This window comes from Roseateles sp. P1_C1_2, assembly GCF_056406535.1.
Map to the genome: position 1 here is coordinate 98,729 of NZ_JBFUAB010000026.1, position 25,502 is coordinate 124,230.

The window sequence follows — 25,502 nt, forward strand, 5'->3', positions numbered from 1 at the left end:
TGTCACTGAAGCGGCGGTGGTGCCTGGTCGAGCAGCAGCGCCAGGCGCGCGCGCAATTCGGCGGCATCGGGGGCATCGCCGCGCTCGGCAAGGTAGAAGGCCAGGTCCTGGGCCGCGGCGGCGAAGGCGCCCAGGGAGGCCAGCACCAGGCCGCGGTCGCGGCGCTCGGCCGGGTCGCGCGGCAGCAGGATGACGAGGCGCTGCTGCACGGCCAGCAGGCGCGGCCAGTCCTCGGCGGCGCGATGCACTTCCTTCAGGTTGCGCAGCATGCGGGCCAGGATCTGGCGTGGCGCGGCGGCGCGCAGGAAGAACTCCAGCGGCAGCTCCAGATCATCCGGCAGGCCGCTGCCGTGGCGGTAGTGGCCCAGCCGCTCGTCCAGGCGCGAAGGCGACAGGGACTCGCCGGTAAAGGGATCGATGACGGCCTCGCCCAGGCCGATCTTGCATTTGACGAGGAAGTGGCCCGGAAAAGCCACGCCGGCCACGCGTAGGCCCGCCTGCTCGGCGAGTTCCAGCAGCAGCACGGCCAGCGCGATGGGCAGGCCGCGGCGGGTTTCCAGCACGCGGTGGATGTAGCTGTTGTCCGCCGCGTAGTAGTTGTTCAGATTGCCGGCAAAGCCGAGCTCGCCGTGGAAGAAGCGGGTCAGCTGGCGCAGGCGCTCGGCCGGGGCGGCGTCGCGGGCAATGCGCTCGCGCAAGCGGCGCGACAGGCGGTCGACCTCAGCCAGCACGCCCTGCACATCCAGGCCGGGGTGCTCGTCCTGGGCCAGGCTGATGGCCGCCTCGAGCAGGTTGATGCCCTGGTCCTCGGCCACCAGCGCGGCAAAGTAGTCCAGCGGAGAGGGCGCCGCGTACTTCATCAGTTCGGGCGGCCGAGAGCGCGAGGCCGCATGCCGACCAGCAGCAGCACCGCGAAATAGACGACGGCACTGCCGGCCAGGCTGGCCGCCATGATGAGGCCGCGCTGGATCTCATGCGTGCCCAGGGCCAGCCAGTCCAGCCGGGTCGCCAATTGCCATTGCAGCAGGCCCATGGCCGCACAACCCAGCACCACGCGCAGGCCGAAGGACAGCCAGCCCGGCTCGGGGCGGTAGCTGCCCAGCTTCTTCAGGCCCCAGAACAGCCAGCTCGCGTTGACCAGGGCGCCCAGGCCAATGGACAGCGCCAGGCCCGCGACACCGATCCAGGGCACGAAGACGAGGTTGAAGCCCTGCGTCAGCACCAGCACCGCCACCGCGATCTTGGCCGGTGTGCCGGTGTCCTGGCGGGCAAAGAAGCCCGGCGCCAGCACCTTGACGGCGATCAGGCCCATCAGGCCGACGCCCCAACCCATGACCGACTGCGCCGTGTGGGCCACGTCGGTCGCCGTGAAGGCACCGCGGTGGTACAGCACGGCCGTCAGCGGCTCGGCAAACACCAGCAGCGCCACGGCGCAGGGCAAGGCGAACAGCATCACCATGCGCAGGCCCCAGTCGAGCAGGCGGCTGTAGCGCTCGCTCTGCCCCGAGGCCTGGGCGGCGGACAGCTGCGGCGTCAGCACGGCGCTGAGGGCCACGCCGAGCAGGCCGATGGGGAATTCCATCAGCCGGTCGGCATAGTTCAGCCAGGAGGTCGCGCCCTCTGCCAGGTGGCTGGAGATCTGCGTGTTGATCATCAGCGACAGCTGCGACACGCCGACGCCCAGCAGCGCCGGCCCCATGCCCAGGATGACGCGACCGACACCGGGGTTGGCGCGCGATTCCTGCAGGCCCCGCCAGCTCAGGCGCATGCGCGGCGTCACGCCGACGGCCCGCAGCGCCGGCCATTGCACCAGCAGCTGCAGCACGCCGCCAAGCATGACGCCGAAGGCCATGGCGTAGATGCCCGGATAGCCGGCGCGCTCCAGCGGCTTGGCCAGGGCCCAGCCGACGGCGATGACGCTGAGGTTGAGCAGCACCGGCGTCGCCGCCGGCACGACATAGCGCCGCCAGGTGTTCAGGATGCCCGCCGACAAGGCCACCAGCGACATGCAGCCGATGTAGGGAAACATGTAGCGCGTCATCACGACGGATGCATCGAAGGCGGGTCCCGGCAGCCCCGAGCCGAGCAGCCAGACCAGCAGCGGCGCTGCGACGACGCCGATCACCGACGTCACCAGCAGCGCCCACAGCAGCACGGTCGCCACCGCATCGATCAGGCGATGCGTGGCCTCCTCGCCTTCGGTCGCCCGCGTCGCCGCCAGCAGCGGCACGAAGGCCTGGGAAAATGCCCCTTCGGCAAACAGCCGGCGCAGCAGGTTCGGGATTCGGAACGCGACGAGAAACGCGTCGGTCATCGCCGTGGCGCCGAAAAGCCCGGCCACCATGGTTTCACGGACAAGGCCGGTGATGCGCGAGGTCAGGGTCAGCAGGGATATGGTCGACGCAGCGCGCAGCAGATTCATGGCGGCGGATTATCTGTGTCGTGAATGACGTCACTTTCGATACTGCGCCCAGGCACTTGGCTTTAACCCTGATTTCGGGCTATACTCGTCGTCTTTGCACCAACTGGGTATAGATACAGCATGGCAACCAGCTCCAAAGCCAAGAAGAAGACGGTTCGCCTGGCATCGGGCCGCAAACGCGCCCGCCAGGACGTCAAGCTCAACGCCGCCAACACGGCGCTGCGTTCCAAATTCCGCACGGTCGTCAAGAACGTGCAAAAGGCTGTGACCGCGGGCGACAAGCCCAAGGCCGCTGACCTGTTCAAGGCTGCCCAAGCCGTCATCGACTCTGTCGCTGACAAGGGCATCTTCCACAAGAACAAGGCTGCTCGCCACAAGAGCCGCCTGTCCGCCAAGATCAAGGCGCTCGCCGCCTGATAACAAAATCCAGCTCTGGTGCAAGGCAGAAGGCCCGCGAAAGCGGGCCTTCTGCTTTGAGAGGCCCGCTTTCGCGGGCCTTTTGCATTTTGGCTAGTGCCACTCCCCGGCAACGACGCCTTGAATGCTGCGATCGCGCAGCCATTCCGCCACGGCGCGGGCCACCCATTGCGGGTCGTCCAGCGGCAGATCGTGCCCGGCCTTGGTGTGCAGGCGCAGTGGCGCCCCCCAGGCCCGGCTGATGGCCTGGGAGCAGCGCCAGTCGACGAGGTTGTCGCCCTTGCTACACAGCAACAGCATGGGCGCACTGGGGCGGGTGCGGCTGGCGCGGTAGCGCATGCTGGCCAGCAGCTGGCGCGCCGTGTTGCGCACGCCCAGAGGATGTTGGCGCTGCAGTTCCACCCAGCGGTCGATGACGGCCTGCGGCGGCGTCAACCGCGTCGTCAGACTGAGCACGCGTTCCTCGCGCATGCGGGCGCTGAAGCGGCTCAATGACAGCAGCAGCAGGCCGAGATAGTTCAAGGGTCGCGGCTTGCGGAAGAGTTCGCTGAACGGCCGCAGGCTCGGGTTGATCAACACGCCGGCCTCGACCTCCTTGGGATAGCGGCTCGCCCATTCGCTCAGCACCGCGGCCCCCAGCGACATGCCGACCAGTGACACCGGCCCCGTCACGCCGTGGCGCTCCAGCTGGACACGGCAGGCGTCGACGATGGCCGACACCTGGGTGGGGCTGGCCTGGCGGCGCAACGCACCGGTACCGGGCAGGTCCAGCATCACCATCCTCGACGCCGGCTGCAGCGCGCGCAGTTCGCGCAGCAGATGCTCGGGGAAGACGCCCCAGTGCCCGCTCTCCCGTGACAGGCCACGCAGCAACACCCAGACCGGCACCGGCGCTTCGGCCACGGGCGGCGCCACGGTGACTGCGGCAGCGGCGCTGGGGTTTATGGGCATGTGTCCAAACATTGCCGGCGAGGATAACGGCGCCGCGGCGTGGCGCGCCTCCGGAGTCTCGCTAGGAGACAGGCTTTCAAGCGTCCGGTTTGCCGCCCGGCCCATCGGGCAGCAGGCAGGCATCGGCGACTTGCAGGTTGTTGTCGCGCGCGAAGTTCATGACGAAATCCCAGGCCATCGGCTCGAGGCGCTTGAGCTCCTCGTTGACGATGACGCACTTCACGCCGTTGATGACGGTGGGCACGCACAGCGGCGAATAGCCGATATAGGCGCCGATGCCGCCCCGCGCGCCGCCAGGCCGAAAACAGGACATTGCACCGGCCAGTCGCTCGGCCCAGTCGCTCGGGCGGAAGGTGCGTCCATCCAGAGTGACACCTTGGATGAAGACTTCGCGCGGCGGGGGAGCAACGGTCATGAACAGAGGGGCTTCGCGTCTACAGCGGGGCACCGCTGCCAAAGACCGCTATTGTGCCTCGACACAGGCCGATCTGCTGCGCCGCAGCAATTGCCGCCCGTCTCGACTCTAGAATCAAAAGCCCATTTTCCTCAACCTCTTCTGGAACTTCTGGAGACCCGATGAACGCTGTCCCCGCCTCGTCCGAGCCCCATGTCATGCCGACCTATGGCCGCCTGCCCGTTGCGCTTTCGCACGGCCAGGGCTGCTGGGTCTGGGACACGGAAGGCCGACGACTGCTGGATGGACTGGGCGGCATCGCGGTCAACACCCTGGGCCACAACCACCCGCGCCTGGTGCCGGCGCTGCAGGATCAGCTCTCCAAGCTGATCCACACGAGCAACTACTACCGCGTGCCGCTGCAGGAGCAGCTCGCCGCCAAGCTTTGCGAGCTTTCGGGCCTGGCCAATGTCTTCTTCTGCAATAGCGGGCTGGAAGCCAACGAGGCGGCGCTGAAGATCGCCCGCAAGTTCGGCCACGACCGCGGCAACCCCTCGCCCGAGGTGGTGGTGTTCGAGGGCGCCTTCCATGGCCGCTCGATCGCGACGCTGTCCGCCACGGCCAACCCCAAGATCCAGGCCGGCTTCGGGCCGCTGGTGCCGGGTTTCGTGCGCGTGCCGCTGAACGACATTGCCGCCCTCGAGGCCGCGCTCGCCGCGCATCCCAACGTCACTGCCATCTTCCTGGAAACCATCCAGGGCGAAGGCGGCATCAACCCGGCCCGCATCGAGTTCCTGCAGGCGCTGCGCCGCATCTGTGACGAACGCGACCTGCTGCTGATGCTCGACGAAGTGCAGTGCGGTATCGGCCGCACCGGCAAGTGGTTTGCCCACCAATGGGCAGGCATCAAGCCTGACGTGATGCCGCTGGCCAAGGGCCTGGGCTCGGGCGTGCCCATCGGCGCCGTCGTCTGCGGCCCGCGCGCCGCCGGCGTGCTGAAGGCCGGCAACCACGGCACCACCTTCGGCGGCAACCCGCTGGCCATGCGCGCCGGCGTCGAGACGCTGAAGATCATGGAGGAGGACGGCCTTCTCGCCAACGCCGAAGCCGCCGGGGCGACGCTGCGCGGTGCGCTGGCTGAAGGCCTGGCCGGCGTGGCCGGCTTTGTCGAGATCCGCGGCCAGGGCCTGATGCTGGGCATCGAGCTCGACCGCCCGGCCGGCCCGCTGCTGGGCCAGGCGCTGGACGCCGGCCTCTTGATCAGCGTGACCGCCGACCGCGTCGTGCGCCTGCTGCCGCCCCTGATCCTGACGCACGACGAGGCCCGCCAGATCGCGGCCATCCTCGTGCCCCTGATCAAGGCCTTGCTGGCCCAGCCCAAGCCATGAAGCCGGGAGATGCACTGATGCGTCACTACCTGCAGTTCAAGGACCTGCGCGCCGAGGAATACGCCCATCTGTTCGACCGCGCCGCCATCATCAAGCGGCGCTTCAAGAACTACGAGAAATACCAGCCGCTGCAGGACCGCACGCTGGCCATGATCTTCGAGAAGGCCAGCACACGCACGCGTGTCAGCTTCGAGGCCGGCATGTACCAGATGGGTGGCTCCGTCGTGCACCTGACGACGGGCGACAGCCAGCTCGGCCGGGCCGAACCGGTGGAGGACTCGGCGCGCGTCATCAGCCGCATGGTCGACATCGTCATGATCCGCACCTTCGAGCAGAGCAAGATCGAGGCCTTCGCGGCGCACTCGCGCGTGCCGGTCATCAACGGCCTGACCAACGAGTACCACCCCTGCCAGATCCTGGCCGACCTGTTCACCTTCATCGAGAACCGCGGCATGGACCGCCGCGGCGCCATCGACATGGACTGCCTGAAGGGCCGCGTCGTCGCGTGGGTCGGTGATGGCAACAACATGGCCAACACCTGGCTGCAGGCCGCCGAGATCCTCGGCTTCAAGGTGCATGTCAGCACGCCCAGCGGCTATGGCGTCGACCCGGTCGTGGCCGGCATCAAGGACGCCAGCTGCTACAAGGTCTTCAAGGACCCGCGCGAGGCCTGCGACGGCGCCGACCTGGTCACGACCGACGTCTGGACCAGCATGGGCTACGAAGCCGAGAACGAGGCCCGCAAGGCGGCGTTCGCGGACTGGTGCGTCGACACCGCCATGATGGCCCGCGCCAAGCCGGATGCCCTCTTCATGCACTGCCTGCCGGCGCATCGCGGCGAAGAGGTGGCGGCGGACGTCATCGACGGGCCGCAGTCGGTGGTCTGGGATGAGGCAGAAAACAGAATGCACGTGCAGAAGGCACTCATGGAGTACCTTCTGCTCGGCCGGATTGGCTGAAGGCCGATACGCGGCCCGCGAGGGCTGGCATTCTGTTTGGGGTTCACTCATTTGCCGCAGGCAAGTGGGTGAACACCAGAATCGCATGCACGTGCAGAAGGCACTCATGGAGTACCTGCTGCTGGGTCGTATCGGCTGACCCTCAAGCTGAAATGAAATAGCCGGCTTCGCAGCCGGCTTTCTTTCGTCTGAAGCGCGATCAGCCGCGGCGGCGACGGGCCAGCAGCAGGGCCGCACCGCCCAGCATCAACGCGACGCTGCTGGGCTCGGGCACGGCGGAAATGTTGTCCAGGGCAGCAACGCCGTTCGCACTGCTAAGGTCAAAGGACTGGGCAACGCCGCCGAACGTGAAGACCTTCTGGCTCCAGCCCGAGTAGTCGGTCGTGTTGGCGGCCACCGTGAACGTGCCCAGCAACGTGCCACTGCCGTTCAAGCCGGAATAGGCCTTGACCTCGAAGTCAGCCGTCGTCGAGGCAAAGAAGCTCAGGCCACCCGAGACGCCGCCGGCCACGTTCATGTAGGCCGTCGTGTTCTGGACGCCGTCGAGCTGCACGAAGGCCACGCCCAGCGGCGACGGAGCGCCCGCGTAATAGGTGAAGACGTTGTCATTGGACAGGCCCAGCACATTCGTGAAGGTCACGCCGCTGGCGGCGTAGCTGCCGTCCACCAGGTCGCCGTAGTTCCAGTTCTTTTCAAAGTCCACAGACAGCGGGGCTGCAGCGAAGGCCGGCGAGGCCAGGCCCAGGGCCATTGCGAGGGTGGCGAGCTTCATCGAAAAACTCCAGAGAAGGGGTTGAGGCGGCATTGCCGCTGCGTTTGAGTCGGGGTGCAGTGTGGTGACCCAAGAAGACAGCCGCATGACGTCGATGCGTCACCGCTGAACGGCAAGGGCACGTCACCGGCTTGTCACAGGCGGCTGCGATGGTCGCGGCCCATGTCTGCCCGCCTCCTGCACCGCCGCCATCTGCTGCTCGCTGCCAGCAGCGCCTACCTGGGCCTCGCCCGCCCGGCGCAGGCCTGCGAGTTCTTCAGCAGCCATCTGCGCATCTGGCACCCATGGACGCGCGCCACCCGCGTCGATGCCGACACGGCGCGCCTGTGCATGCGCTTCGACGAGGTGCAGCGAAGCGACCGATTGATCGGCGTCGAGACCCCCGTGGCTGGGGGGGTGCGGTTGGCCGGCGCCGGCGCGCAAGACCTGCCCCTGGCCATCCGCCAAGGCCAGACGCTGGAGCTGACCGAGGACGGCCTGCACCTCGAGCTGCTCGACCTGCAGCAGCCGCTGCAGGTCGGCCGCAGCTACCCGCTGCGCCTGCTCTTCGAATTCGCCGAACCGGTCAACGCGACCGTCAACGTCGACTACGCCGGCCTGCGCTGAGCGGCCTGCACGGCGCCTTCAAGCCGTCACGCCCAGGTCATGACCGCTTCCTAGCATCCGCCCCGTTTCAGCCCTCCCCCATTCCTCCTGGAGCCGCTTCCATGTCCCACTTCTTCACCAAGAGCCAGATCGCCCTGGCCGCCCTCGCGGCGATCGGCAGCACCGTGGTCATCGCGCCGAGCATCGCCACGGCAGCCGGCAAGACCGCCGGCAAATACGTGTCCGGCGACTTCCACAACCACACCACCTGCTCGGACGGCTCGATTTCCATGCAGAAGCTGGTGAAGAAGGTCACCGACAAGGTCGAGACGCCCTGGGGCCTGGACTGGTTCGTGCAGGCCGGCCACGGCGGCAACGGCAACCGCAATTGCACGCTGGTCGAAGACGCCACGCTGTCCACGCCCGCCTACCCCTATGTCGCCGGCCAGGGCCCGACGACGACCTGGACCAACAGCATCGGCGCGGCCAACCTCAAGGGCAACGGCGGTGGCGTGGGCGGCAACGGCAATATGTGGCGCTGGCAGTCCATCCAGGAGTACCAGTACCCGGTGCTGGAGTACCTGTCGGTGCAGAAGAACCTGCCGCTGTTCATCGGCATGGAATCTGTCGTCGCCGGCCATGAGCATTCGTCCATGTCCGTCATCACCGGCCAGATGCCCGCGGCCATCGACACCATCACGCTGCCGAACGCGCCGGGCTACACCGCCACCGGCAACGCCGACGCGCTGGCCAAGTGGTCCTACTGCTTCGACCGCGGCGACACCGACACCAGCCGCGGCAATGTGACCGGCTCCAGCGTCGGCAACAACTGGAACTGCAGCAACCCCGACAGCGCCGACTCCACGTCCGCCACGCTGGGCTGGAGCGCCACCGGCCAGAAGCTGGTGCAACCCGGCGGCGCCGGCACCGGCAGCAAGGGCCACCTGAAGACCGTCGAAGCGCTGAAGTGGATGGCCAAGTTCCACGGCCAGGGCAGCTACTACGTGCCCGCCCACCTGGAGCGTGCCGGCCCCTTCAACGCCGACGGCAACAACGGCTTCAACATCGAGCATCTGCGCAACTTCAACAACGCCGCCCCGGCCGTCGCCTTCGGCTTCGAATCCCAGCCCGGTCACGGCGCCTCCAGCAACCGCGGTGAATACCAGGTCAAGCGCAACAACTTCGGCGGCGCAGCCGGTCTGGTCGACTCCGTCGGCGGCACCACCTACGGCGGCACCGGCGTCTACGCGGCCCAGGTCGGCGGCGTCTGGGACGCCCTGCTCGGCGAAGGTCGCGGCTTCTGGTTCTTCGCCAGCTCCGACTGGCACAACCGCGGCAGCTTCGGCCCGGATGACCGCCGCTCCAGCCAGGACTTCTACCCCGGCGAATACCAGCGCACCCACGTCATGGCTCGCAACGGCAGCGACAAGCTGCGCCCGCAGGTCATCGTCGACGGCCTGCGCACCGGCAACGCCTGGTCGTCCACCGGCCAGCTGATCGATCGCCTGGCCTTCGTCGCCTGCGCCTCCTATGCCGGCCCGGCCGCCCGCTCCAACGCTGCCGTCGAGGCGCTGGCCGTGGCTGCCGCCACCCAGGCCACCGACATCAGCGCCAGCGGCTGCGCCACCATGGGCGAGAAGCTCGTCGTCCGCCCGGGCGCCGAGATCGTCGTCGCCGTCGTGCTGCGCGACCCGGACGGCGTGAACTTCTCGCCCTACAGCTTCCCCAACCCGTCCCTGGCCCAGGTCGGCATCAACCAGCCGATCAACAAGCCGGTGCTGGACCACGTCGACGTGATCCGCGGCCTCGTCACCGGCTACAAGACGCCGGGCGCCGCCGACTACGCGGGCGAATGGCCGCGCAACACCGCCTGGCTGAAGGCCGACGGCAGCACCACCGGCCTGGCCGCCGTGCCCGCCGCCGCCAAGAACACCTCGGCCGGCATCCTGAAGACCTTCAGCGGCAACGGCGGCACGCCGTGGACGACGGTGCAGTCGGGCGTCGACAACACGAGCTTCCTGAAGATGAGCTTGCGCATCCCGGCGGTGCAGGCCTCGCAGTACGTGCGCCTGCGCGGCAGCAACCTGCCGGCCTCGGTGCCTTACGAGACCGACGCCAGCGGCAACCCGCTGGCCGACGTCTACACCAACGCCAACGACACGACGATGCTGCGCATCCCCTGCACGACGACGGGCAGCAATGTGCCGGCCAACGGCGCCAACTGGACGCAGGCCAGCGGCACCATCAACGGCTGCCCGGCCCACCTGGCCACGGCCAGCGGTGCCAGCCCGATCGCCGGCCAGAAGGCGGTGTCCTATGACGTGGCGGCCTGGTCCGACCTCTGGTTCTACAGCAACCCGATCTACGTCGAAGTGGCCAACTCGGTGGCCGTGGCCGGGGTGAAGTGAGCCGGCGACAGCGGCGCGCCCAGCCGCGCCGCTGTCGTCATCCTGTCTTGTTCGCTGCCTAGCATGGCGGGCTATGTCCAGCGTCCTGCCGCCCATCGCCCTGCCCACCTCGACCCGCCGCGCACTGCCGGCCTGGACCCGTGAGCCGCTGCTGCATTTCCTGCTGCTCGGCGCCCTGCTGTTCGGCGTCGACCACCTGCTCAACCGCCGCGCTGGCGACGCCAACGAGATCGTCGTCGGCGCCGAGGTCGATGAGGAAGCCCGCCAGCTCTTCAAGGCCACGCGCAACCGCGACCCCAACGTCGAGGAGATGGCGGCGCTGCGCAAGGTCTGGCTGGACAACGAGGTGCTCTACCGCGAGGGCCTGGCCCTGCAGCTCGACAAGGGCGACACCGCCATCCGCGAGCGCGTCATCTTCAAGGCGCTGAGCGTCRTCGACAGCGGCACCAGGCTGCCGCCGGCCGACGACCAACTGCTGCGCGACTGGTTCGACAAGCACCGCGCCAAGTACGACGAGCCGGCCCGCTTCGACTTCCAGGAAGCCATGCTGCCCGGCGAGGCCGGTGAGGCCGCCGTGCGCGGTTTCGTCGACGCGCTGAACAACGGCACGCCCGGCGACGCCAAGGCCGGCCTGCGCGTCTTCAAGGGCCGGCCGCACGGCAATCTGCTGCAGAGCTATGGCGAGGGCTTCGCCAGGGCGCTGGAAGCGGCGCCGCCCGGCCAGTGGCTGGCTCTGCAAAGCCGCGAGGGCTGGCGCGCCGTGCGCCTGGACGCTGCCAGCGGTGCCAGGCCGGCCAGCTTCGAGGCCCTGCGCAATGTCGTGCAGCAGGACTGGACCGATGCCACGCTGTCCGAACAGCGCAGCGCCGCCGTCGCCGCCCTGGCCAGGAAGTACGTCATCAAGGTTGAGGCCACGGCGAAATGAAGTCGTTCGTGACGTGGCTGCGCGCGGCCCTGCTGATCGCGCTCGCCGTTGCCGCCCTGCCTTCACGCGCTCACGAGATGAGCATGGCCGAGATGCAGCTGCGCGAGACCCAGCGCGGCGAATTCCTGTGGCAGTGGATGGCCGGCGAGAAACGTCCCATCGCGCAGGACCTGACGCCCGTCTGGCCCGAGGGCTGCGTCGCCGACGCCACCGTGCTGCGCTGTGGCGAGCACGGCCTGTCGGGCAGCCTGTCGGTCCAGGGTGTCGGCCAGCGCTACTCGGCCGCCGTCGTCAAGGTGTTCTGGCTGGACGGCGAAACCCGCGTCTACACGCTGACCAAGGCCCAGCCCACGGTGCAGCTCTACGGCGCCGCCAGCGACCCGCGCGGCATGGGCGAGATCGCCAGCGCCTACACGCTGCTGGGCGTCGAACACATCCTCGGCGGCGTCGACCACCTGCTCTTCGTCATCGGCCTGCTCTTCCTCGTCGGCTTCCAGCGCCGGCTGGTCTGGACCATCACCGCCTTCACCGCCGCCCACAGCCTGACGCTGGCCAGCAGCGCGCTGGGTTGGCTGACGCTGCGCTCGGCGCCCGTCGAGGCCAGCATCGCGCTGTCCATCGTGCTGGTGGCCGGCGAGGCCCTGCACCGACGCGACACGCTGGCGCGCCGCTGGCCAGCCGTCGTCGCCTTCCTGTTCGGCCTCGTGCACGGCCTGGGCTTTGCCGGCGCGCTGAAGGAGATCGGCCTGCCCGAGAACCACCTGCCCGTCGCGCTGCTGACCTTCAATGTCGGCGTCGAGATCGGCCAGCTGATGACGGTGGGCGCGTGCTGGTGCCTGTGGCGCCTCACCAGCCGCTGGCCCGCCACGCAGCGGGCGCGCACGGTGCTGCTCTACATGATCGGCGCCATCGCGGCCTATTGGTCCTGGCTGCGCGTGGCGGCGGTGATCGCATGACCGATGAGGTGATCGGCCTCTTCCCGGTGCCGCTGCAGCGCTCGGTCGGCGTGCTGCCGCCGCCGCTCGTCAACGCGCTGGTCGACCACTTCAGCACCCAGGCCCTGCAAACCAACAACAGCTCCGACGCGCTGTCCCACACCCGCATGCTGCAGCCCTCGGACAGCCCGCTGCTGGTGCAGGCTGCTGCGCTGATCACGCCCAGGATCGCCGAGTTCGGCCGCCACCTCTTCGGCGAGCACCTGGGCTGGGCCATCAAGGAGATGTGGGTCAATGTGCTGGACACCGGCGGGCGGCAAGCCATGCACAACCACGCCAACAGCTTTGCCTCCGGCGTGGTCTACCTGACCGAGACCCACGACTCGGCCCGCACCGTCTTCATGAAGTCGCCCGGCGGCCACGACTTCACGCTGAAGAACGACCATGCCGGCGTCGTGACCGGCCCCTACAACGCCGAGAAGTGGATCAGCCCCACGCCCTCCCCCGGCGACATGGTCCTGTTCCCCAGCTACTTGATGCACGCCGTGCCGCCCAACGCCGGCGGGCGGCGCATCAGCCTGGCTTTCAATGCCATCCCCACTCGCCTGGAAAGCTGGGGCTATACGCTGAGCTTCAACTCTTGAAGCACCTCGCCCTGCTGCTGATGGCCGCGTCCGGCTTTGCCGGCCTGGGCTATCAGATCGTCTGGACCCAGCAGTTCGGCCTCGTGCTCGGACATGAATCGGCCGCCGTGCTGGCCGTCATCGCGGCTTTCTTCGGCGGGCTGTCATGGGGTGCGCTTCTGCTCGGGCGGCGCATCGAGGCGAGCCCTCAGCCGCTGCGCTGGTATGCCGGCTGTGAGGCGCTGATCGGGGTCTGGGGCGCGGTGTTGATGGCCGCCATGCCCGTGGCCAGCAATGCGGCGCTTGCGCTGATCGGGCCGGACGCGACGCCGCTGTGGCACTGGAGCGTGGCCTTTGGCGCAAGCTTCATCCTGCTGCTGCCCGCCACCGCCGCAATGGGCGCGACGCTGCCGGCCATGGCGCGCATCGGCACGGCAGGCCTCGCGCCGCTGTATGCGGCGAACACGCTGGGCGCCGTCGCCGGCGTGCTGGCCACGGCCTTCTGGCTGATCCCGGATTGGGGCCTGACGCGCAGCGCCGGCCTGTGCGTGGCGCTCAACCTGGGATGCGCCGTGCTGGCCGGTGCCGCTCTGCAAGCCCGCCCGGCGCGGCCCTTGGCAATACGAACGACGCATAGACCTTTGGTGATGCTCGCGTTGACCGGCCTGCTCGGCATCGCCTACGAAGTGCTGGCTGTGCGCGTGCTCAGCCAGGTTGCCGAGGACACCGTCTACACCTTCGCCCTGCTGCTGGCCGTCTACCTCGCCGGCAGCGCCCTGGGTGCCGCTGCCCATGCGCGCTGGCCCGGGCTGCGCCGCACGCCGCGCCTGCTGCAGGCCCTGGCCGCGAGCATCCTGCTCGGCATGGCCGCGCTGTGGGGCGCCGAGGCGATCAAGGCCGCCCTGCAGCCCGAGACGCTGGCCGCTGCCCTGGCGACCGAGGCCCTGCTCGCCGTCACAGTCTTCGCGCTGCCGACGCTGTTGATGGGCGCCCTCTTCTGCCAGCTCAGCGGCGACGCGGTCGCGGCCGGCATCCCGTTCAGCCGGGCTCTGGGCGTCAACACGCTGGGCGCGACGCTGGCCGCACCGCTGTTCGGCGTGCTCATCGCGCCGGTCCTCGGCCCCAAGCTCGCCCTGCTGCTCGTGGCGACCGCTTATCTGTTGCTTCTGCCGGCCTGGCGCAGCCCCGCCTGGTGGCTGCCTGCCGGCGCGACGGCCGCCCTGGCCCTGTTCGCGCCGCCGCTGGCCTTCATCACCCTGCCCGAAGGCGGCCGCCTGCTGAGCTATCGCGACGGCAGCCTGGCCGCCGTCAGCGTCGTCGAGGACGCCGCCGGCGTCGCGCGGCTGCACATCAACAATCGCCAGCAGGAAGGCAGCAGCGCCACCGTCCTCGTCGACGGCCGCCAGGCGCTGTTGCCGCTGCTGCTGCACCCGGCGCCAGAGCGCGCCCTCTTCCTCGGCGTCGGCTCCGGCGTCACCTCGGGTGTCGCGGCCCGACTGCCGGGCGTGCAGGTGGATGCCGTCGAACTGCTGCCCGAGGTCATCGCGGCCTCGGCGCTGTTCCGCCAGACCCTCGGCGAGGGGCCATCACCGCGCCTGCTTGCCGCCGACGCGCGCCGCTATGTGCGCACGGCCACGCTGCGTTACGACGTCATCGTCTCCGACAACTTCCACCCGGCCCGCAGCGGCTCGGGCGCCCTCTACACGGTCGAGCATTTCCGCGCCGTGCGCGAGCGGCTCACGTCGCACGGCCTGTTCTGCCAGTGGCTGCCGCTGCACCAGCTCGACATCGACACGTTGCGCAGCATCACGGCGGCCTTCCTGCAGGCCTTCCCCGACGGCGCCGCCCTGCTCGCCAGCAACAGCCTGGACACGCCCACCCTCGGCCTCGTCGGCCGCGCCGCCGCCACGCGCTTCGCCCCCCGGCCCATGCCCGAGCTGGCCGGGCAGTTCGGCCTCGGCGACGGCTTCAGCGTGCTCGGCAGCTTCATCGCCGACCCGGCCGCCTTGAAGCGCTTTGCCGCCGACGCGCCGCCGAACACCGACGACCGTCCCTGGGTAGCCTACCGCGCACCCCGCATCACCTACGCGCCCGACTCCGCGCCGCGCGACCGCCTGTTGGCCCTGCTCGGCCAGCTGGATGTCGACGCCAGCGCCCTGCTCGCCACGCCCGACGCCCCGCTGGCCACGCGCTTGACCGCCTATGCCCAGGCGCGCCGCAGCTATCTGGACCTGGGCCGCCAGACAGTGCCCAGCGCCGATCCCGCCGTCATGCTGGCTCGGGTGGGGCCCCAGCTGCTGGCCGTGCTGCGCCAGAGCCCCGACTTCCAGCCCGCCGCGGAACCGCTGCGCCGGTTGGCGCAAGCCCTGGCCCCGCGTGACCCCGCGGCGGCCCGGCAACTGAGGGACGCCCTGGCGCGCATCCGACCCGATCTGGCAAGCCTCTGAGAAGGTGTGAAGGCATCCGGCGCGGCCGAGCGGGCCGCTGCGGAGGCGCCAATCAAGGCGCAAAGCGCAGCCGTAGCGGGGCCTACGGGGAGCATTTGCAACGCCGAGTGGCGGCGTCGCGGCGGTACGAGCGGCTGTGCTGGGTGCGTTCGCACCTTCTTCTTGTTGGGCCGGTGTCAGTGCTTCGTGAGAAGCTGCGCCCCATGCGTTGGGCTTTCATCACAGACATTCATGCCAACCGGCAGGCCTTCGAGGCCGTGCTGGCCGACGCCCGAGCCCAGGGCGCCACGCGCTATGCGCTGCTGGGCGATTTCGTCGGCTACGGCGCCGACCCGGCCTGGGTGCTCGATCAAGTCATGGCCATGGTGGCCGATGGCGCCATTGCCGTGCAGGGCAACCATGACGAGGCGGTCGCCCATGGCAGCAACCCCGGCATGCACCCCGACGCCCGCGCCGTCATCGACTGGACGCGGGCCCAGCTGAATGAAGACCAGCTGCGCTTCCTGAGCCGGCTGCCGCTGCAGGCCCATGGCGAGCCCGGGCATTGCCTGTTCGTGCATGCCAATGCCTTCGATCCCAACGGCTGGGAGTATGTGCAGGGCCGCGCCGAGGCGGTGAAGAGCCTGCACGCCAGCACGGCACGCATCCAGGTCTGTGGCCATATGCACGAGCCCATGCTCTTCCATCTCTCGGGCACCGGCAAGGCGGGCGACTTCCGGCCCGTGGCCGGCGTGCCGATGCCGCTGCCGGCCCACCGGCAGTGGCTGGCCATCCCCGGCTCCTGCGGCCAGCCGCGTGACGGCAACCCGGCCACCTGCTATGCGCTGCTGGACCCGGCCAAGTCCGACCTGGACGACGCCCGCATCACCTTCCAGCGCATCGCCTATGACGTTGATGCCGCCGTCGCGGCGCTGCGCGCGACCGAGCTGCCGCCGATGATTGCCGAACGCTTGGCGAAGCGCCTCACGCGCGGCGAGTGATGAGCACGACGGCCCCCGCTTCACCCGCTCCGCCCGCGCCGCTCGAAGCCGGCCAGGTGCTGGATGGCTTCAGGCTCGAAGCGCGGCTGCACCAGGGCGGCATGGCCAATCTGTGGCGGGTCAGCCGCGTTGACGGCAATGAGGACGGCAGCGACGACGGCGTCGAACTGCTGATGAAGGTGCCGCGCATCAAGGGCGGCGAGGACCCGGCCACCATCGTCGGCTTCGAGGTCGAGCAGATGCTGATGCCGCAACTGAGCGGCCCCCATGTGCCACGCTTCGTCGCTCGCGGCGACTGGACGCGCCAGGCCTTCATCGTCATGGAGCGCATCCCCGGCGACACGCTGCGGCCGCTGCTCGACGACGCGCCGCTGCCGCCCGAACAGGTGGCCGACATCGGCGCCCGCGTCGCCACGGCCCTGGCCGCGCTGCATCGCCAATACGTCGTTCATCTCGACATCAAGCCCAGCAACATCATGTTCCGGCCCGACGGCACGGCCGTGCTGGTCGACTTCGGCCTGAGCCGCCACGAGCAGCTGCCCGACCTGCTCGAAGAGGAATTCACGCTGCCCATGGGCACGGGCCCGTATATGAGCCCGGAGCAGGTGCAGTTCGTGCGCAATGACCCGCGCAGCGACCTGTTTGCGCTGGGCGTCATGCTCTACCACCTGGCCACCGGCGAGCGGCCCTTCGGCCAACCGAACTCGGTGCGCGGCCTGCGCCGCCGCCTCTTCGTCGAGCCGGTGCCACCGCGCGCCATCCGGCCCGAGCTGCCGCCCTGGTTGCAGGAGATCATCCTGCACTGCCTGGAGGTCAAGGCCGAGCGGCGCTACCAGAGCGCGGCCCAGCTCGCGCTCGACCTGCGCGAGCCCGCCGGCGTGGCGCTGACGGCGCGAGCCGAGAAGCTGCGGGTGAGCGGCGCCATGATGCGGCTCAAGCGCTGGTTCTTTGCGTTGGGTGCCGAGCCCGCGCCCGCGGCACCGGCCGGCCAGCAGCTGGCACGCAGCCCCATCGTCATGGCGGCGGTGGATGTCGACAACGCAACGCCCGAACTGCTGGCCCAGCTCTGCGAGACGGTACGCCGCATCGTGCAGACCGAGGCCGGTGCGCGCCTGGCCTGCGTGAGCGTCATGCGGGTGAACCGCATCGGCATCGACGAGCTGACCGACCAGCATGGCCAGAGCGTGCACGTGAAGCAGCTCATCGCGCTCAAGCACTGGGCGCGGCCCATCAGCAAGGCGCTCAGCCTGGAGGACGGGCGGCTGACCTTCCATGTGCTGGAGGCACCCGACGCCGCTGGCGCCATCATCGACTTTGCCCACCGCAACGGCGTGGACCATATCGTCATGGGCGCACGCGGTGCGTCGGCCTTGCGGCGCTATCTGGGCAGCGTGTCGGGCCAGGTCGTGGCCGAGTCGGACTGCACGGTCACGGTCGTGCGTGAACCTGCTGGGGGTTCTTGAGGAAGCCTCCAGTTGACCTCAACGAGCGCTTGAACTCAATGACTTCCGAGGTCATCGACGCGCCACCATGACGCCGCCAGACTCCTTCTTGCCAACACACCAAGGAGTAATTGAGATGCCTGCCTTCGATGTCCTGCCCCTCGCCGTCGCGCTGCTGATCGGCATTCCCGCCTTCGGTTCCTGCCTGGGCATCGGCCTGGCCAGCATGAAGCTGCTGGAAGGCATGGCCCGCCAGCCCGAACTGGCGCCCGAGCTTCAGACCAAGTTCTTCCTGGCCGTGGGCGTGACCGACGGCGCCTTCATCATCGCGACGGGCATCGGCCTGTGGTTTGCCACGGCCAACCCCTTCGCTCACTAACCACCAAAGTAAGGATCGCCCGCGGGCCGCTTCTTGCGCGCCGGGGCGATCTGCGTGGTGATGGTCACCGCGCCGCCGTTCGCGGCGACTTTCACGTCGGTCGGTACGCCGTCGACAAGCTGGTCAGGATGCCAGATGCGCACCCGGGCCGGCCCCTCGGGCACGCCCTGCAGCACCACCTTGCCGTCCTCGCCGCCCAGCTTGGCCCAGGGCGTGTCGGCCACGTAGATGTGGCCGCGCATGGAGCCATGGATATGGCAGCCCAGCAGATAGGCGCCGGGCTGGTTCAGCACCTTGGCGTCGCCGGATGGCGGCTTGTTGCCCACACGGCCGGCGAGGCGGAACTGGGTGTTCTGGCCCGGGTCGACATAGACGCCGCCGGCGCCCATCAGGCCGAGGATGACGTGATGGTCCCAGGTGTCGAGGTTGCTGAAGCTGACCTTGGCGCCAAGGCCGACGACGGTGACCGTCGGCACGAAGCGCAGCTTCTCCTGCGTCACGCTGGCCTCCATGACCATCGCGGGCCGCGCGCCCTGTACGGCGCTGTCGACCAGCACAACGGCATCGCCCAAGGGTTTGCCGTTGCGGTCCAGCACGGTGACGGTCAGGTCAGCGGCTTGTGTCGCTGCAGCCGCGAGCAGCAGGAGGGTGCCAAGAAGTGCGCGCATGGTGGGCAGAGATGAGCTGGGATCGATCCAGTGTCTCACCGCTGCCTACACTGGCTGGATGAGTGACAACCCCTGTTTGAGCTGCGGCGCCTGCTGCGCGAGCTTTCGGGTCGATTTCGACCGCAGCGAGCTGGAGAGCGAGGGCGGCCGCGTGCCCGACGGGCTGGCCGTTGAACTGACGGGCCGCCTCGTGCGCATGCGCGGCACCGACCACGCCCAGCCGCGCTGCGCGGCGCTCAGCGGCAAGGTGGGCGTGAAGGCCAGCTGCGGCATCCACGAGTGGCGACCCTCGCCCTGCCGCGAGTTCGGCGAACGTGCGCCCATGGGCATTGGTGACGATGCCTGCGCCCGAGCCCGAGCGCGCCACGGGCTCCCGCCGATCTAGCCCTTGACTAGGAGCCGGCGCCGTTGCGCATCAACGGCGTGCGCTGGCGCTGCTGCTCACGCATCTCGTTCAACCAGGCCAGCTTGGCGCCATACATCTCGCGGTCCTTGACCGTAGCGCTGTTCTCCAGTGCCTTGGCGATCTCGCCGCGTGCACCGGACACATCGCCCATGCCGTAGTTGGCCAGGCCCAGCCAGAAATGGAACTCGGGCACATAGGCCGCGCGCGCCAGCTCCTTGCGGAAGAACTGCCGGGCGGTCGCGTACTCGCCGACGCGCATCGCCGCCAGGCCTTCGTCGAAGAACTTGTAGGGCGGCACCGGCTGGATCTGGGCGAGCTGGTTGGAATAGACCAGGGCCTCCTCGCGGCGACCGGTGTCGCTGAGCACCAGGATGAGGTTGGACATGGCCTGGGTGTTGAGCGGCTCGCGGTCCAGCACCAGGCGCAGCGTCGCCTCGGCGCGGTCCATCAGGCCCTTGCGGCGGTAGAGCACGGCCAGCGTGTTGTAGGCCGACAGCCAGCGGGAGTCGGTCCGGATGGCCTCGCGCGCCCACCAATAGGCATCGTCGATCTGTCCCACCGTCAGGGCCTCGGCGGCGCGGTTGTTCAGGAACATCGCCAGGATGGTGGACTCGTCGACGACGCGGCCACGATGGCCACGCACCTGGTCGGGCGGCAGGAAGTCGATGGTCAGCAGTTCGGGGTCGCCGAACACGGAACGGCCGGTCGTCGCCAATGGCCTGGCCAGGCTGATGTTGACGTGGCCGGCGACAAAGAAGATGCCGTTGGAGCGGGTCCAGCTCTCTTCCAGGAAGACGCTGTTGAAGCGCACCGGCATGTTCAGGTGACGGGCGAAGGCCGCCGTCATCAGCACCAGCGACATGCAGTTGCCGCGCCGGGCTTCGAAGGCCTCGGCGGCCGTGCGGGTGACCTCGGCGTCGTAGTCCAGCTGCAACCGGCCCTTGGTGTAGAGGGCGTCGATGAGACCGTCGCGCATGCCCTTGTTGCGGATCTCGCTGGCCATCTCGGTCTCGGCGAAGCGCTTCATTGCCGGGCTCAGCGCCAGGGCCTCCTGCACATCGATGCGCACGCTGGCCGGCTTGAAGGCCGAGTCGACGAAGACATCGGCGCTCGGCGGCGGCTTGGTCTCGACGGCACAGCCGCTCAGCGCGGCCAGGGTCGCCACCACGGTCAGCGCGGTGCACAGGGTACGGATCTTGTTCATGGCAGTTCTCCTGCTCTGGGGCTGCAGTCTCCTGCATCAAGCTTAGTCCGGCGCCGCCCGACTGTCGTGAGTCATCCTCACGATTTCCAACACCGTCACATCTTGCGTGAGCTCCCTGAATTTTCGGCACCCGATATAGAAATAAAACTACAACGCAGTCAAAATCATTTCCTAAGTTCCCAGATAAATCGCCATTCGCCTAGGCGCAGTTCGTGAATTTCTCCTCGGGATTTCACCAGCTTCCTTGTGTAGTTTTACTTCAATAGCATCCGCGCCATTCAAAGGAGTGCACGGACATGAAGGCATGGACAGCTTGGGGGCGGCAGGTACGCCAGGCGATTGCGGGGGTGGCCATCGGTGCCATGGCGTTGCTGGGCGGGTGTGGCGGCGGCAGTGCCGCGTCGCCGGACGCCATGAGCAGCGTCAGCAGCGCGGCGGCCGCGGACGACGGCGTTGAACTGCTGGCCGGGGTGCCAGCCGCGCAACAAGTGCTGCGCGCCAAGATCGCCGCGGTGGCCACGCCCGGCGCGCCGGCCACCTCGCTGCGGGTCCACTACCGTCGCGCCGACGGCAACCATGCCGGCTGGCAGATCCACACCTGGAATGCCGCCCAGAGCCCGAACTGGAACGGCGGCTGGAACGCCGCCGGCAGCGACGACTTCGGCGTCTGGTACGACGTGCCGCTGGCCGCGGGCAGCGGCAGCGTCGGCTTCCTGCTGCACAACGGCGACAACAAGGACAACGGCGGCGCCGACCAGAGCTATGTGCTGCAGGCGGGCGCCAACGAGATCTGGCGCCTGCAGGGCGACAGCACCAGCTATGCCAGCAACCCGCTGCTGCTGCCGGTGCCCGACATCAAGACCCTGCGCGTGCACTACAAGCGCTTCGACAGCGGCTACACCAACTGGGGCCTGCACCTGTGGAACGGCAGCGGCCTGAACGCCCCGGCCCTGCCCGCGGGCGTCAACATCGAGAACTGGGGCCAGCCCGTGCCGCTGAGCAACATGCCCGGCTACGCGGTGGGCGACGGCGAAGTGGTGTTCGACATCCCCGTGCTGAACCCGCAAGGCGATGTGAACCGCAAGAGCCTGGAATTCATCATCCACGGCATGCCGCCCAACGAGAACGACAAGGACGGCCGCAACGACAACATCCACGTCGAGTACGCCGCGCTGAGCATCCAGAACCAGGTCGGCCAGATCTGGCTGGTGGAACGTGACGCGACCGTCTACACCGCGCCGCCGGACCTGCGCCAGGCCTCCAGCACCGATGCCCGCGCCGTGTGGCTGAACAAGAGCCTCGTGAAGTGGCCGCGCCTGGCGACCTCCAGCCCCGTGCGCCTCTACTACTCGGCCACGGGCCAGATCAGCGTGAGCCTCGAAGCCCCCGTTCAGGGCGCCGACGGCTACATCACCCTCGATGCCTTCAACGGCAATGTGCCGGCCGCCGATGCGCTGCGCTTCAAGTACGTGGCCAGCGGCACCGTCTTCAACGTTCGCGCTGCCGACATCGCCCGCCTGCCCGCCCTGCACCAGCAGCAGCTCGTCCTCGTGCAGGAAGACGCCAACGGCAAGGTGCAGAACGCCACCACCGCCCAGATCGCCGGCGCGCTGGACGACCTCTACGCCGCTGCCAACAACGTGCCCGACCTGGGCGCCGTCGCCAGCAACGGCAACACCAGCTTCAAGCTCTGGGCGCCCACCGCGCAGAACGTGTCCCTGGTGCTGACGACGTCCCTGGGCAACTCGGGCCTGACCCGCACGACGACCGAGCCCATGGCGCGCGACGCCGCCACCGGCGTCTGGAGCCTCAGCAAGCAAGGCCATCTGCAGGGCGCCACCTACCGCTACCAGGTGCAGGTCTTCGTCAAGGGCACCGGCCTGGTGAAGAACCTCGTCACCGACCCCTACTCCCTCGGCCTGACGCTGGGCAGCCAGCAGAGCGTCGTCATGGACCTGCAGGCCCAGGCCACCAAGCCCAACGGCTGGGACCAGAGCGCACCGCCCACCACCGTGGCCGCGCCGTCGGACCTGAGCATCTACGAGCTGCACGTCCGCGACTTCTCGATCAACGATGCCACCGTGCCCGCCGCCAGGCGCGGCAAATACCTGGCCTTCGCGGAAAGCCAGTCCAACGGCATGAAGCACCTGGCCGGGTTGGCCGCCGCCGGCCTGACCGACGTGCACCTGCTGCCCGTCTTCGACCTCGCCAGCGTCAACGAGAAGAGCTGCGTGACGCCAAATATCGGTGCAGCGAGCGGCGCCCCCGACAGCGAATCGCAGCAAGCCGCGGTCGCCGCCACGGCCGGCACCGACTGCTTCAACTGGGGCTATGACCCCTACCACTTCACGACGCCCGAGGGCAGCTATTCCAGCAACGCCAACGACCCGCTCGCCCGCGTCGTCGAATTCCGCCGCATGGTGCAGGCCCTCAACGCCGCCGGCCTGCGCGTGGGCATGGACGTTGTGTACAACCACACCACCTCGTCCGGCCAGAACGCCAGCTCGGTGCTCGACAAGGTCGTGCCCAACTACTACTTCCGCTACAACGCCACCGGCGGCATCGAGCGCTCGACCTGCTGCGAGAACACCGCGGCCGAGAACCTGATGATGGCCAAGCTGATGATCGATTCGGCCGTTACCTGGACGCGCGACTACCGCATCAGCTCGCTGCGCTTCGACATCATGGGCCACCACCCGCGCTCGGTCATCGAGGCGCTGAAGGCGCGCGTCAAGGTCGCCACCGGCCGCGACGTGCAGATCGTCGGCGAGGGCTGGAACTTCGGCGAAGTGGCCAACGGCGCGCGCTTCGTGCAGGCCGAGATGCTGTCGCTGAACGGTTCCGGCATCGGCAGCTTCAACCCGCTGATCCGCGACGCGGTGCGCGGTGGCGGCTGYTGCGACAGCGGCAACGCGCTGGTCAGCGAGCAGGGCTACGTCAACGGCTACTTCTACGACTCCAACGCCAGTGCTTCGGGCCAGAACCGCGGCACGCTGATGTGGCAGGCCGACCGCCTGAAGGCCTCGCTGGCCGGCTCCATCCGCAGCTTCCAGATGCAGACGAGCTGGGACGCCAACCTGCGCCTGGACCAGATCGACGTCGGCGGCATCCCGGCCGGCTGGGTGCTGGAACCCGGCGAAGTCGTCAACTACGTGGAGAACCACGACAACCTGACCCTGTTCGACAACAACGCCTTCCGCCTGCCCACCGGCACCAGCAAGGAGGACCGTGCACGCGTGCAGATCCTGGCCAGCGCCATCAATGCCTTCAGCCAGGGCGTGGCCTATTTCCACGCCGGCGTGGACACGCTGCGCAGCAAGAGCCTGGACCGCAACAGCTATGACAGCGGCGACTGGTTCAACCGCCTGGACTGGAGCTATGCCGACAACAACTTCGGCGTCGGCCTGCCGCCCTCGCGCGACAACGGCGACAACTGGAACCTCGCCCGCCCGCTGCTGACCAACCCGCTGATCAAGCCCCATGCCAACGACATCGCCTGGACACGCGACGCCTTCCGCGACCTGCTGCGCATCCGCAAGAGCAGCACGCTGCTGCGCCTGCGCACGGCCGAGGACATCAAGGCACGCCTGAGCTTCCTGAACACCGGCTCCAACCAGGAAGCCACCGTGCTGGTCGGCCGGCTCAATGGTGTGGGTTACCCCGGCGCCAACTTCGATGAACTCGTCTACCTCATCAACGTCGACAAGACCGCCAAGCAGCTGACGCTGCCCACGCTGGCCGGCCACGCACTGGAACTGCACCCCGTGCACACCACCGCGACCGCCGCCGACTGGCGCGCCAAGCAGGCCAGCTTCGACGGCGCGACCGGCAGCTTCAATGTGCCGGCCCGCACCGCCGTCGTCTTCGTCGTCCGCTCCGCCGCCGCTGCCCAATGAAAGCCACCACCATGAAGATGTACAACCAGTTCCACCACCTGGCCGCCGCGGCCACCCTCGCCGTCGCGGGCCTTTTCGCCGGCGGGGCCGCCCAGGCTGCGGCCGTCGCCGTCGACGTCAGCGGCGCGCAGAGCATCAATCTGCAAGGCGAGGCGGGCAATGTCGTCTGGCTCATCGACGTGGGCGCCAATGCCTTGCTCACTTCGCTCGATTGGGCCCTGGAACTGAACGCCTTCGCCCCCAGCGTGCTGGCCGAGATGCAGGTCAGCTTCGGCGACTCCAGCGGACTGAATCTGCTCACCTTCACGCCGGGCGGCGCGGACTTTTCCAGCGGCGCCGGCAGCTACAGCGGCTCGCTGGACTTGTCGGCCTATGGCATGAGCGTGGGCGCCGACGGCCTGCTGCGGCTGGAGTTCAGCGAGGGCTTCAAGGACTTTGGCACCGGCGTGGCCGAAGGGCAGTGGATCGGCGGGAATCTGATGTTTGGGGTCAGCATGGGGGCGGTCCCGGAGCCGGCCAGCGTCACGCTGGTGCTGCTGGGTCTGGGCCTTGCGAACGTGCGGCGTATTCGTCGCAACTGACTGCCGAGCGGCACAAAAGCAAAGGGCTTGGCGTTTGCCAAGGCCCTTTTTCGCTCAACGTTTGACATGAGAGGCGCTTGGGGGCCGTAGGCCGGAAAGCGTCCTCTCGATGGAAGGGTTAGGCGGCATTCTCATCGCGGATTGAACTACCTGCTTACTGGCTTGGCTACCACCTCGCGGTGCTACTGAGGCACGCTTGATTGAACCGTATATCGCAAGTGCGAGTGGCAAGGAAAACAGGAGAGCACACAGGCTTTCAACTTTTTTCCTGCTGTGAGCAAGAAGCCAGGCAGCCCGACAGATTCCCCATGCTGGCGCGATGAAGACTAGTGGAGCGAAAGCGGCAAGAGCAATGTGACTGGCTAGCGGGCTCATCTGTATAGAGGTGGCTAGCAAGAACACTTGCACAACGGCGGCTAGAGCAACACCGACGTAGAAGAGTGCGACGAACAGAAGCGGCGAACGAAGTAGAAAGCGGCAGATTGCTTCCATGATCGCGCGGAGACGCATTTGATGCCGCCTAACGAATGAAAGGGACTTCCCCGTCCCGAACTAGCCGCATTGCGGCAAACGGCAACCAGGTGCCACGATGGGAAGTGCGATCTCTCATCAACTCATTCGGAAGGGGAAGTCCATGACGATTCTGACCGTGGGTATCGACCTCGCCAAGAACGTTTTTGCGGTTCATGGCGTCAACGAGCCGGCAAGGCCAAGTTGGTG

Annotated in this window: 22 protein-coding genes; 15 read left to right on the forward strand and 7 right to left on the reverse strand. The window is 68.3% G+C overall.

Annotated elements, in window-relative coordinates:
- Positions 1-2: 2 nt before the first annotated feature.
- Positions 3-860, reverse strand: coding sequence for a SirB1 family protein (locus tag AC1D2H_RS24065; protein ID WP_478012694.1), 858 nt, complete (start codon positions 858-860; stop codon positions 3-5).
- Entirely contained in the window at positions 860-2,422 is a 1,563-nt protein-coding gene (murJ, locus tag AC1D2H_RS24070; protein ID WP_477937300.1) for a murein biosynthesis integral membrane protein MurJ, read from the reverse strand. The genes AC1D2H_RS24065 and murJ overlap by 1 nt, the downstream gene beginning before the upstream one ends.
- Positions 2,423-2,542: 120 nt before the next feature.
- Here murJ and rpsT point away from each other — a divergent pair, with 120 nt between their 5' ends.
- The gene (gene rpsT, locus AC1D2H_RS24075; protein WP_477937298.1) at positions 2,543-2,839 is read left to right on the forward strand and encodes a 30S ribosomal protein S20; all 297 of its coding nucleotides are present in this window, start codon (positions 2,543-2,545) and stop codon (positions 2,837-2,839) included.
- Between the two features lie 93 nt (positions 2,840-2,932).
- Here the strand turns inward: rpsT and AC1D2H_RS24080 are convergent, their stop codons facing one another.
- Both AC1D2H_RS24080 and AC1D2H_RS24085 read right to left on the reverse strand, forming a co-directional pair.
- Positions 2,933-3,790, reverse strand: a complete 858-nt coding sequence (locus tag AC1D2H_RS24080) for an alpha/beta fold hydrolase (RefSeq protein WP_478012695.1) — start codon at positions 3,788-3,790, stop codon at positions 2,933-2,935.
- 76 nt (positions 3,791-3,866) lie between these two features.
- Positions 3,867-4,205 (reverse strand): DUF3579 domain-containing protein, encoded by a 339-nt coding sequence (locus tag AC1D2H_RS24085; RefSeq protein ID WP_477937294.1) that lies wholly within the window; start codon positions 4,203-4,205, stop codon positions 3,867-3,869.
- Positions 4,206-4,366: 161 nt separating this feature from the next.
- Here AC1D2H_RS24085 and AC1D2H_RS24090 point away from each other — a divergent pair, with 161 nt between their 5' ends.
- Together AC1D2H_RS24090 and argF are read left to right on the forward strand one after the other, a co-directional pair.
- Positions 4,367-5,572: an acetylornithine/succinylornithine family transaminase gene (locus AC1D2H_RS24090; protein WP_477937292.1), complete on the forward strand. Its 1,206-nt coding sequence runs from the start codon at positions 4,367-4,369 to the stop codon at positions 5,570-5,572.
- Complete coding sequence (argF, locus tag AC1D2H_RS24095; RefSeq protein ID WP_477937290.1) at positions 5,569-6,531, forward strand: ornithine carbamoyltransferase; 963 nt, start codon at positions 5,569-5,571, stop codon at positions 6,529-6,531. Before AC1D2H_RS24090 ends, argF begins: the two co-directional genes overlap by 4 nt.
- Before the next feature lie 199 nt (positions 6,532-6,730).
- Here argF and AC1D2H_RS24100 read toward each other — a convergent pair whose 3' ends face one another.
- Entirely contained in the window at positions 6,731-7,303 is a 573-nt protein-coding gene (locus AC1D2H_RS24100; RefSeq protein WP_478012696.1) for a PEP-CTERM sorting domain-containing protein, read from the reverse strand.
- Between the two features lie 162 nt (positions 7,304-7,465).
- On the opposite strand from AC1D2H_RS24100, the gene AC1D2H_RS24105 reads away from it, so the two are divergent.
- From AC1D2H_RS24105 to atpE, 9 genes are all read left to right on the forward strand, one after another.
- Positions 7,466-7,909: a copper chaperone PCu(A)C gene (locus AC1D2H_RS24105; protein WP_478012697.1), complete on the forward strand. Its 444-nt coding sequence runs from the start codon at positions 7,466-7,468 to the stop codon at positions 7,907-7,909.
- Positions 7,910-8,010: 101 nt separating this feature from the next.
- Positions 8,011-10,296: a hypothetical protein gene (locus AC1D2H_RS24110; RefSeq protein ID WP_478012705.1), complete on the forward strand. Its 2,286-nt coding sequence runs from the start codon at positions 8,011-8,013 to the stop codon at positions 10,294-10,296.
- Positions 10,297-10,369: 73 nt separating this feature from the next.
- Positions 10,370-11,221, forward strand: a complete 852-nt coding sequence (locus tag AC1D2H_RS24115; protein ID WP_478012698.1) for a peptidyl-prolyl cis-trans isomerase — start codon at positions 10,370-10,372, stop codon at positions 11,219-11,221.
- Positions 11,222-11,229: 8 nt separating this feature from the next.
- On the forward strand, positions 11,230-12,177 hold the full coding sequence (locus AC1D2H_RS24120; RefSeq protein ID WP_478012699.1) for a HupE/UreJ family protein: 948 nt from the start codon (positions 11,230-11,232) through the stop codon (positions 12,175-12,177).
- Positions 12,174-12,800, forward strand: a complete 627-nt coding sequence (locus AC1D2H_RS24125; RefSeq protein WP_478012700.1) for a putative 2OG-Fe(II) oxygenase — start codon at positions 12,174-12,176, stop codon at positions 12,798-12,800. Before AC1D2H_RS24120 ends, AC1D2H_RS24125 begins: the two co-directional genes overlap by 4 nt.
- Positions 12,797-15,226: a spermidine synthase family protein gene (locus AC1D2H_RS24130; RefSeq protein ID WP_478012701.1), complete on the forward strand. Its 2,430-nt coding sequence runs from the start codon at positions 12,797-12,799 to the stop codon at positions 15,224-15,226. Before AC1D2H_RS24125 ends, AC1D2H_RS24130 begins: the two co-directional genes overlap by 4 nt.
- Positions 15,227-15,429: 203 nt before the next feature.
- Positions 15,430-16,206, forward strand: coding sequence for a metallophosphoesterase family protein (locus AC1D2H_RS24135; protein WP_477937277.1), 777 nt, complete (start codon positions 15,430-15,432; stop codon positions 16,204-16,206).
- Entirely contained in the window at positions 16,206-17,669 is a 1,464-nt protein-coding gene (locus AC1D2H_RS24140; protein ID WP_477937275.1) for a protein kinase domain-containing protein, read from the forward strand. The genes AC1D2H_RS24135 and AC1D2H_RS24140 overlap by 1 nt, the downstream gene beginning before the upstream one ends.
- A gap of 115 nt (positions 17,670-17,784) precedes the next feature.
- On the forward strand, positions 17,785-18,027 hold the full coding sequence (gene atpE, locus AC1D2H_RS24145) for a F0F1 ATP synthase subunit C (RefSeq protein ID WP_477937273.1): 243 nt from the start codon (positions 17,785-17,787) through the stop codon (positions 18,025-18,027).
- Here the strand turns inward: atpE and AC1D2H_RS24150 are convergent.
- Positions 18,024-18,695 carry a cupredoxin domain-containing protein gene (locus AC1D2H_RS24150; protein WP_478012702.1) on the reverse strand — a complete coding sequence of 224 codons (672 nt, stop codon included), beginning with the start codon at positions 18,693-18,695 and terminating at the stop codon, positions 18,024-18,026. The genes atpE and AC1D2H_RS24150 overlap by 4 nt on opposite strands.
- Before the next feature lie 58 nt (positions 18,696-18,753).
- Here AC1D2H_RS24150 and AC1D2H_RS24155 point away from each other — a divergent pair, with 58 nt between their 5' ends.
- Entirely contained in the window at positions 18,754-19,080 is a 327-nt protein-coding gene (locus AC1D2H_RS24155) for a YkgJ family cysteine cluster protein (RefSeq protein WP_477937269.1), read from the forward strand.
- A 7-nt stretch (positions 19,081-19,087) separates the two neighbouring features.
- On the opposite strand, the gene AC1D2H_RS24160 is transcribed toward AC1D2H_RS24155, so the two are convergent.
- Positions 19,088-20,305 carry a tetratricopeptide repeat protein gene (locus AC1D2H_RS24160; protein WP_477937267.1) on the reverse strand — a complete coding sequence of 406 codons (1,218 nt, stop codon included), beginning with the start codon at positions 20,303-20,305 and terminating at the stop codon, positions 19,088-19,090.
- 296 nt (positions 20,306-20,601) lie between these two features.
- On the opposite strand from AC1D2H_RS24160, the gene pulA reads away from it, so the two are divergent.
- Positions 20,602-24,201: a pullulanase-type alpha-1,6-glucosidase gene (gene pulA, locus AC1D2H_RS24165; protein ID WP_478012703.1), complete on the forward strand. Its 3,600-nt coding sequence runs from the start codon at positions 20,602-20,604 to the stop codon at positions 24,199-24,201.
- Positions 24,198-24,782 carry a PEP-CTERM sorting domain-containing protein gene (locus tag AC1D2H_RS24170; RefSeq protein ID WP_478012704.1) on the forward strand — a complete coding sequence of 195 codons (585 nt, stop codon included), beginning with the start codon at positions 24,198-24,200 and terminating at the stop codon, positions 24,780-24,782. Before pulA ends, AC1D2H_RS24170 begins: the two co-directional genes overlap by 4 nt.
- The last annotated feature ends 720 nt before the right edge of the window (positions 24,783-25,502 follow it).

Coding starts and splice junctions, on each gene's coding strand:
- AC1D2H_RS24065 (WP_478012694.1), bottom strand. CDS start 860: ATGAAGTACGCGGCGCCCTCTCCGCTGGACTACTTTGCCGCGCTGGTG.
- murJ (WP_477937300.1), bottom strand. CDS start 2,422: ATGAATCTGCTGCGCGCTGCGTCGACCATATCCCTGCTGACCCTGACC.
- rpsT (WP_477937298.1), top strand. CDS start 2,543: ATGGCAACCAGCTCCAAAGCCAAGAAGAAGACGGTTCGCCTGGCATCG.
- AC1D2H_RS24080 (WP_478012695.1), bottom strand. CDS start 3,790: ATGCCCATAAACCCCAGCGCCGCTGCCGCAGTCACCGTGGCGCCGCCC.
- AC1D2H_RS24085 (WP_477937294.1), bottom strand. CDS start 4,205: ATGACCGTTGCTCCCCCGCCGCGCGAAGTCTTCATCCAAGGTGTCACT.
- AC1D2H_RS24090 (WP_477937292.1), top strand. CDS start 4,367: ATGAACGCTGTCCCCGCCTCGTCCGAGCCCCATGTCATGCCGACCTAT.
- argF (WP_477937290.1), top strand. CDS start 5,569: ATGAAGCCGGGAGATGCACTGATGCGTCACTACCTGCAGTTCAAGGAC.
- AC1D2H_RS24100 (WP_478012696.1), bottom strand. CDS start 7,303: ATGAAGCTCGCCACCCTCGCAATGGCCCTGGGCCTGGCCTCGCCGGCC.
- AC1D2H_RS24105 (WP_478012697.1), top strand. CDS start 7,466: ATGTCTGCCCGCCTCCTGCACCGCCGCCATCTGCTGCTCGCTGCCAGC.
- AC1D2H_RS24110 (WP_478012705.1), top strand. CDS start 8,011: ATGTCCCACTTCTTCACCAAGAGCCAGATCGCCCTGGCCGCCCTCGCG.
- AC1D2H_RS24125 (WP_478012700.1), top strand. CDS start 12,174: ATGACCGATGAGGTGATCGGCCTCTTCCCGGTGCCGCTGCAGCGCTCG.
- AC1D2H_RS24135 (WP_477937277.1), top strand. CDS start 15,430: ATGCGTTGGGCTTTCATCACAGACATTCATGCCAACCGGCAGGCCTTC.
- AC1D2H_RS24140 (WP_477937275.1), top strand. CDS start 16,206: ATGAGCACGACGGCCCCCGCTTCACCCGCTCCGCCCGCGCCGCTCGAA.
- atpE (WP_477937273.1), top strand. CDS start 17,785: ATGCCTGCCTTCGATGTCCTGCCCCTCGCCGTCGCGCTGCTGATCGGC.
- AC1D2H_RS24150 (WP_478012702.1), bottom strand. CDS start 18,695: ATGCGCGCACTTCTTGGCACCCTCCTGCTGCTCGCGGCTGCAGCGACA.
- AC1D2H_RS24155 (WP_477937269.1), top strand. CDS start 18,754: ATGAGTGACAACCCCTGTTTGAGCTGCGGCGCCTGCTGCGCGAGCTTT.
- AC1D2H_RS24160 (WP_477937267.1), bottom strand. CDS start 20,305: ATGAACAAGATCCGTACCCTGTGCACCGCGCTGACCGTGGTGGCGACC.
- AC1D2H_RS24170 (WP_478012704.1), top strand. CDS start 24,198: ATGAAAGCCACCACCATGAAGATGTACAACCAGTTCCACCACCTGGCC.